This window comes from Chitinophaga sp. (assembly GCF_036569125.1).
GTDB lineage: Bacteria > Bacteroidota > Bacteroidia > Chitinophagales > Chitinophagaceae > Chitinophaga.
The window spans coordinates 1-5,894 of the sequence record NZ_DATCRF010000033.1; the positions used below are offsets into that span (position 1 = coordinate 1).

The 5,894-nt window shown below is 43.5% G+C and carries 8 protein-coding genes; 3 read left to right on the plus strand and 5 right to left on the minus strand.

Going from position 1 to position 5,894, the window contains the following annotated elements; all coding sequences use genetic code 11:
- Positions 1-199: 199 nt before the first annotated feature.
- Positions 200-925 carry a LytTR family DNA-binding domain-containing protein gene (locus VIM87_RS01100; RefSeq protein WP_331995181.1) on the minus strand — a complete coding sequence of 242 codons (726 nt, stop codon included), beginning with the start codon at positions 923-925 and terminating at the stop codon, positions 200-202.
- Positions 922-1,791: a sensor histidine kinase gene (locus tag VIM87_RS01105; protein ID WP_331995182.1), complete on the minus strand. Its 870-nt coding sequence runs from the start codon at positions 1,789-1,791 to the stop codon at positions 922-924. Before VIM87_RS01105 ends, VIM87_RS01100 begins: the two co-directional genes overlap by 4 nt.
- A 435-nt stretch (positions 1,792-2,226) precedes the next feature.
- On the opposite strand from VIM87_RS01105, the gene VIM87_RS01110 reads away from it, so the two are divergent.
- Together VIM87_RS01110 and VIM87_RS01115 are read left to right on the plus strand one after the other, a co-directional pair.
- Positions 2,227-3,234 (plus strand): DUF6268 family outer membrane beta-barrel protein, encoded by a 1,008-nt coding sequence (locus VIM87_RS01110; RefSeq protein ID WP_331995183.1) that lies wholly within the window; start codon positions 2,227-2,229, stop codon positions 3,232-3,234.
- A 14-nt stretch (positions 3,235-3,248) separates the two neighbouring features.
- The gene (locus VIM87_RS01115) at positions 3,249-3,470 is read left to right on the plus strand and encodes a hypothetical protein (protein ID WP_331995184.1); all 222 of its coding nucleotides are present in this window, start codon (positions 3,249-3,251) and stop codon (positions 3,468-3,470) included.
- 1 nt (position 3,471) lies between these two features.
- Here the strand turns inward: VIM87_RS01115 and VIM87_RS01120 are convergent, their stop codons facing one another.
- Entirely contained in the window at positions 3,472-3,780 is a 309-nt protein-coding gene (locus tag VIM87_RS01120) for a helix-turn-helix domain-containing protein (RefSeq protein ID WP_331995185.1), read from the minus strand.
- Between the two features lie 133 nt (positions 3,781-3,913).
- Here VIM87_RS01120 and VIM87_RS01125 point away from each other — a divergent pair, with 133 nt between their 5' ends.
- A complete protein-coding gene (locus VIM87_RS01125; protein ID WP_331995186.1) occupies positions 3,914-4,378 on the plus strand; it encodes a DUF3291 domain-containing protein in 465 nt (154 codons plus the stop codon).
- Between the two features lie 70 nt (positions 4,379-4,448).
- Here the strand turns inward: VIM87_RS01125 and VIM87_RS01130 are convergent, their stop codons facing one another.
- Positions 4,449-4,928 carry a DoxX family protein gene (locus VIM87_RS01130; RefSeq protein WP_331995187.1) on the minus strand — a complete coding sequence of 160 codons (480 nt, stop codon included), beginning with the start codon at positions 4,926-4,928 and terminating at the stop codon, positions 4,449-4,451.
- A gap of 89 nt (positions 4,929-5,017) precedes the next feature.
- On the minus strand, positions 5,018-5,437 hold the full coding sequence (locus VIM87_RS01135; protein WP_331995188.1) for a hypothetical protein: 420 nt from the start codon (positions 5,435-5,437) through the stop codon (positions 5,018-5,020).
- Positions 5,438-5,894 lie beyond the last annotated feature (457 nt).

The window sequence follows — 5,894 nt, forward strand, 5'->3', positions numbered from 1 at the left end:
GAATTAATAATCTTGAAGCGGTTATATCAAGGAAAGGATAAGGTTAAAGTATGGCATTAGTGATAACCGGTGGGTTTTAGTACGCAAATAGAAACAGGCTGCTCATTACTTTGAGCAGCCTGTTTTATATAATTCGCAAAACTGGTACATCAATGAACACCCTCCCTACGATTATTAATTATTCATTCTTCATTATTAATTATTCCTCCGGGTTCAGCGAACCGCCTGAATAAATTGTAAAAAATTCCTTCCTGTATACATCTCCCAATGGGATCTCTGTTCCGCCGAGATAGATATTGCGATGATCAAATGATTCTATGTGATTTATATTCACCACATAGGATTTACTAACCCGCAAAAACAGCTGCTGCGGCATCTTCTGGTGAATGGTTTTTAAATTCATGGCCGTGATCAGCTTCTGGTTACCGGTATAGATCACCACATAGTCTTTTAGTCCTTCTATGAACCGGATATCGCCAAAGTTGATCCGGTGAAACCGCCGGTCTGATTTAACCAGTAAAAAATCGGCCGTGTTAGCTTCTATAACGTTTTTCTCCGTATCATCTGAAAGCAGCTTCTTGTAGATCTCTGCCTTATGGATCGCTTTTTCCAGCCGGGCTTTCTCGATAGGCTTCAGGAGATAATCGATCGCATCCAGCTCATAGCTTTTTAAAGCATATTGCGGGTACGCGGTGGTGAAAATGGTCAGGGTTTCCCGGGGCAGCTGGGCGGCAAATTCCAGCCCCGTTACCATCGGCATTTCAATATCCAGGAAAATGAGGTCTACCTCATGCTCCTTTAAAAACTTTAAGGCATTGGGCGCATTGGAAAATTTCCCCAGTATCTCGATCTGAGAGATCTCTTTGATCAGTGCCTGCATCTCATCCCTCGCCAGGGGCTCATCATCTACAATAATACAGTTCATATGGGTATGGTTAATTGCGTGTTATAGGTTGTGGTGGTGGAGCTGATCTCCAGTACATAGTTCTCACCGTATAAAAGTTCAAGCCGCCTTTTTATGTTCGCAAGCCCCAGGCCCCTGTTCTTCTCATCAGAAAGTATATAAGCGGGATCTTTTGAATTAATGCAGCTGAAGCAAAGCTTATCTCCATTTATCGTGAATGTGATATGAATGTAAGATCCTGCCCCGCTGATATCCGCGCTATGTTTTACGGCATTTTCTACAAAGATGGTGAACAGGCTGGGAGGTAAAAAGATCCTGTTAAGGACCGGGGGATCGATCTCAGTGCTGATGTTAACGGAAAGGTTATCCCTTCTGAGCTTTTCCAGGTCCAGGAAGTTTGCCAGAAAATTAAGTTCAGACCGCAGCAATATTTTTTCATCGTTGTTCTCATAAAGCTGGTAGCGCAGGAACTCGGACAGCTTCATAATAACCAGGTTCGCTTTATCAGGATCCGTGCGCACCAGCGCCTTAATTCCATTCAGCATGTTAAAAAGGAAATGCGGGCTAACCTGGTTCCGCAGCTCACTTAGCTCCATGGTTAAAGTAAGGTTCTTCAGCTCTGCCATCCTTTCATTATCCTTCATCCATCGCTGGAACAGCTTTATCATAGTGGAGACCAGTGTGATCGAGACCAGTATGATAGTACCCTCATAAGATCCTCTCACAAACCGGGCTTGCCGCCGGTGGGCCGCTAATTCTTCCGGGGTAAAAATGCTATTCATTGCGTAGGACAAGGGTATTTCACATGCCACCACCAGTAATACCAGCAGCACCAGGTAAATAACGTATTGTCCCTTAAAAAAGAACCTTGGAACAAGGATATTCATGTTGAAATAACACATGAATATCAGGCCCGCATACGCAAAAAGCACTCTGTAATATGAGTGAAAGCCGGATTCTGATGAAAATTCGTTGGAAAACAAAAGAATGATCAAGCTGCCCAGCAATAACACAACATGACGTAACAGTTTGTACCGGTCATCAACAAGTAACCGTATAATCTTTGCGTCCCTGGGTTCCAGCTGATCATATTTCATAATACTTTAAGAAGCATTTAACTTTTAGCGAAGATAAACCGATATCCACCCTCAGCAATGGCAAATTATACGAAACCCCGTTGCCCTTATACCAAATCCCGGCCCAAAAGGCTTTAGTATAAAATGTAACCCGTTTGGTATAAAAACAAAAAACAGCTATGGTATTCTTCCTTCCTTTGTTCCGTGAAACATTCGACCTATATGCAAATAAAAAGTATGGTTATTATGAAGAAAGCGCTCGTAACATCTGGTATGTTGATGCTGTCAGCAGCATCTTTTTCGCAAACCCCTGACAGTATTCCCGGGAGGGATAGCGCGGGCGTATCTAAAAGGGTACAAACCTATGCCGCCGACAAGTTCGCAATTTCCCGCCCGCTGAATATCGAATTTGCGCATACCTCTCCATATAACTTTACAGCAAAAGCGGAAGATAATCAGTTACCCGAAAGCAGGGTATCCGGCTTTTCACAGATAAAAATAAGCTCCAATTTCAATGTTATAAAAAGAAAGAGCTGGACCCTGGGCGCCACGCTGGGTTACAGGTACACCCATGCGGAAGCTGATATAACCAAACCTGCTGCCGGCGGCATAATGCCCTTTGATGGTGAATTTCACTACATTTTTTCATCGGTGAATTTTACCTATTTCTCAAAGCTGTTCAATAAACGCACCATCTATACCTCCAGCATTTCAGTGGATGGAAGCGACAAGCATTTTGAAAGGGTGAAAGGACTGATCACAGGAACAATGATCCTGAAGGCTAACCAGCGCACCAAATTGATGGTAGGATTATTTGTTAATATTGACCCCAGCTCTCAGACGCCTGTATTACCTACTTTCGCTTATGAACATAAATTCAATAATGGCCTGGTTGTAGATATGACCCTTCCCAAAAGCCTTTATTTAAGAAAGCATGTTCTCACCAATGGCAGACTATCATTGGGAACGGAGATCGACAGAACATCTTTTTACCTGTACAATATAGATGGCACTGATCAAAGGTATGAGTACAGGCAGTTAGATCTGAATTCAGGATTAACTTACGAGCATCTTATAGGGAAGTATTTTGTATTCACTGCAAAAACCGGGATGAAGATAACCCCCTCAGGCCGCGTGTTCAGGAAGCAGGATTCATTTGGTGATCCTGTATATCAAACCACTCCCGATCCGGCCTTTTATTTTAACGTAGGCATCTCTTTCAACCCTTTCACCGTATTAGGAATAAAAAAGTAAGGCACACGTCGATCATGATAAAAGTTTTCAAAACAGATGTACAATATGCTGAAAAGGCGAAGCATATCATCTGTAACCTTTTGCAAAAATATCCATTCCTGAGTATAAACTTTGACCTGGAAGACGAAGATAAGATCCTGAGGATTGAGGGAATTTTCTTTAAGGCAGCTGATATCATTCACTGCCTTAAAGAACAGGGTCACTACTGTGTGGACCTGCCCATTGATCTGGAGTAGCTTAATCCAGGGTCAGCTCCAGCATTTCTTTTATTGACAATACATCATCCAGGTTAGCCATTCCCCAGTTCTGCAATTGTTCCAGCAGCGGCATCAGGGACTTTCCCCGGTCAGACAAAGTATACTCTACTTTTTGCAGTTTATGGTCATGCTGCACCCGTATAATAACGTTATCCCGCTCCAGCTCTCTCAGGTGCTCCGATAATATTTTTCTGCTGATATTAGGAATGATCCGGTGCAGGTCATTGTACCGCATGGGCCTTTCCGCCAGGTAGCAAATAATGCAGGGCTTCCACTTGGAGGCAAACAATCGCAGTGTTGCTATAACAGAACATTGGTGATTAAATAACGGAGGCGCTGATTTTTTAACCAGTAACCTTTTCGTAACTTCTTGACTGTGCATACGATCCCATCTAAATTTGCAATTAAATCTACCGAATTTTATGAAATATCAGCTTGCACAATTGAATATAGGCAGGATGCTGGCCCCACTTGACAGCGGGGTAATGAAAGATTTTGTTTCAAATTTGGATGCCATTAATGCACTTGCAGAGAACAGTCCCGGGTTTGTATGGCGGTATACAAGCGAGGGCAATGACGCCACCTCTACCCGCATCTTTGGGGATGACTACCTGATCATAAATATGTCTGTCTGGAACGATATGGATGCACTTTCCGATTATGTTTACAGATCCGCACACGTTGAATTTTTCAAACGCAAAAAGGAATGGTTTCAAAAGCTGGATGCCATGCACATGGTTATGTGGTATGTACCGGCCGGCAAAATGCCTACGGTGGAAGAAGCGCTGGAACGCCTCGTTTACCTGAGAGAACATCAGGCAACCCCGTATGCTTTTACATTCAAAAAAGCTTTCCCTGTCGGTGAGGCATTGTCATTTGTGAAATAGTTATGCAGAACATGCACGCTGCTTCTAAAGCATCAGCAGCGTGCAATGATCTTAATCCAGGCCAGGCCCGTTATCCCTGTTCACCTTTCTTTTTTGCAAACCAGGAATCAACAGACAAAACTCCTGCACCGGTAATAATCAATGATATCAAACCCGCAATGTACACCAGGTTTATCTCATAGCCCGGAGGACCAAACACAGGCCCCTCCGGAGTTAAGCCGATGGTTTTAATAGAGCTGAAACCGTAGTGAATGTGAATAGTGAACATGGCCACCAGCATAATAACAATAAGCGGTATGGCCGTGATGCTTACAAACACTCCCAGAAAAATAGCCAGCCCTCCAAACAGCTCGGTTAAAGTGGAGAGCCAGGCCATCAGGTGAGGAAATGGAACGCCGGTCTGGGATAATAATTTCTCAAAGCCCGCCGGCCCTCTGCTTAATTTTGCCCAGCCATGGGCCATAAATCCGAAACCAATTACCAGGCGCAAAAATAAAGGCGCCAGCTGCCGGTAGTTCTTACCGGCTATTGAAAAAGTGTTGTTAAGCATGTTTGATAATTTTAAGTACGTGATATGAAAACAGCCAAAGGCTTGTTCAGAAGCCTGAACAATAGATCCATAAGATCTGAAGGCCGGTATCAGATCAAGAACACGCTATTCCTGAGATAAATGGGGACAGGATTGATCCTGAAGACAGGTGGACTGTAAAACCTGTGAAGGGTCTTTTTAAAAAGGGCTAAACAAAGGAAAGCAGTCAAAAGAACTGCCGTTAAAATAACAGGGGTATAACTGGAGATACGCTCAGGTGAAGGAACGATCTTACTAAAGCCGGAACCGGCACACATGTCGTGGGCAGAGATCTTTGTGCCGCCGGTACTCGTTTGTTCAAGCCCGCCATGCGCCTTTTTAAGATAGGAGAAAAGCGCATTCCTGACCGGGCAGGAGCTGAGCACTAAAAAGATCAATACCAGCATCAAACCCGCAAATGAATGCAGGTTTTTACGGATATTTCCAGGTGTGATCAGCGCAGCACGCGCTTTCTTCTTATAGTGATACATGCAAAAAAACAGCTTAAATCTACATTCCGGTCGGCTCAAAACTAGGAAAATAAAATTGTAATGAGCTACCGTTCAAATAATAACAGCGTTCTTACCCTTCAGGCATTCCCGGCCATTCTTAAAAAGTTTTATTTACAGATTATAATAGTTATTTTTATAACACCTTGCTCACCGTAAAGGAATGAACCGGCCCTTACGGTACGCTATTGAAAACCTTGATACAATCATTTTCGCCAGTTATGATTGTGTAAACCCGTATTCTCTTGCCCTTTTGCCGGATAGACCGTACATACCATATAATGGATTCCACGTCCGGAAAGAGCGGTGTTATTAACCAATTACTTAACCTTCAACTTATGTGCAAACCAATTAGCCCGCTTACTAAGATTGCAGCCCTGCTGTTACCCTTGCTTCAGTTGTTCATCACGCCATCCATGGCCCAGGTAACCTGGCCGGC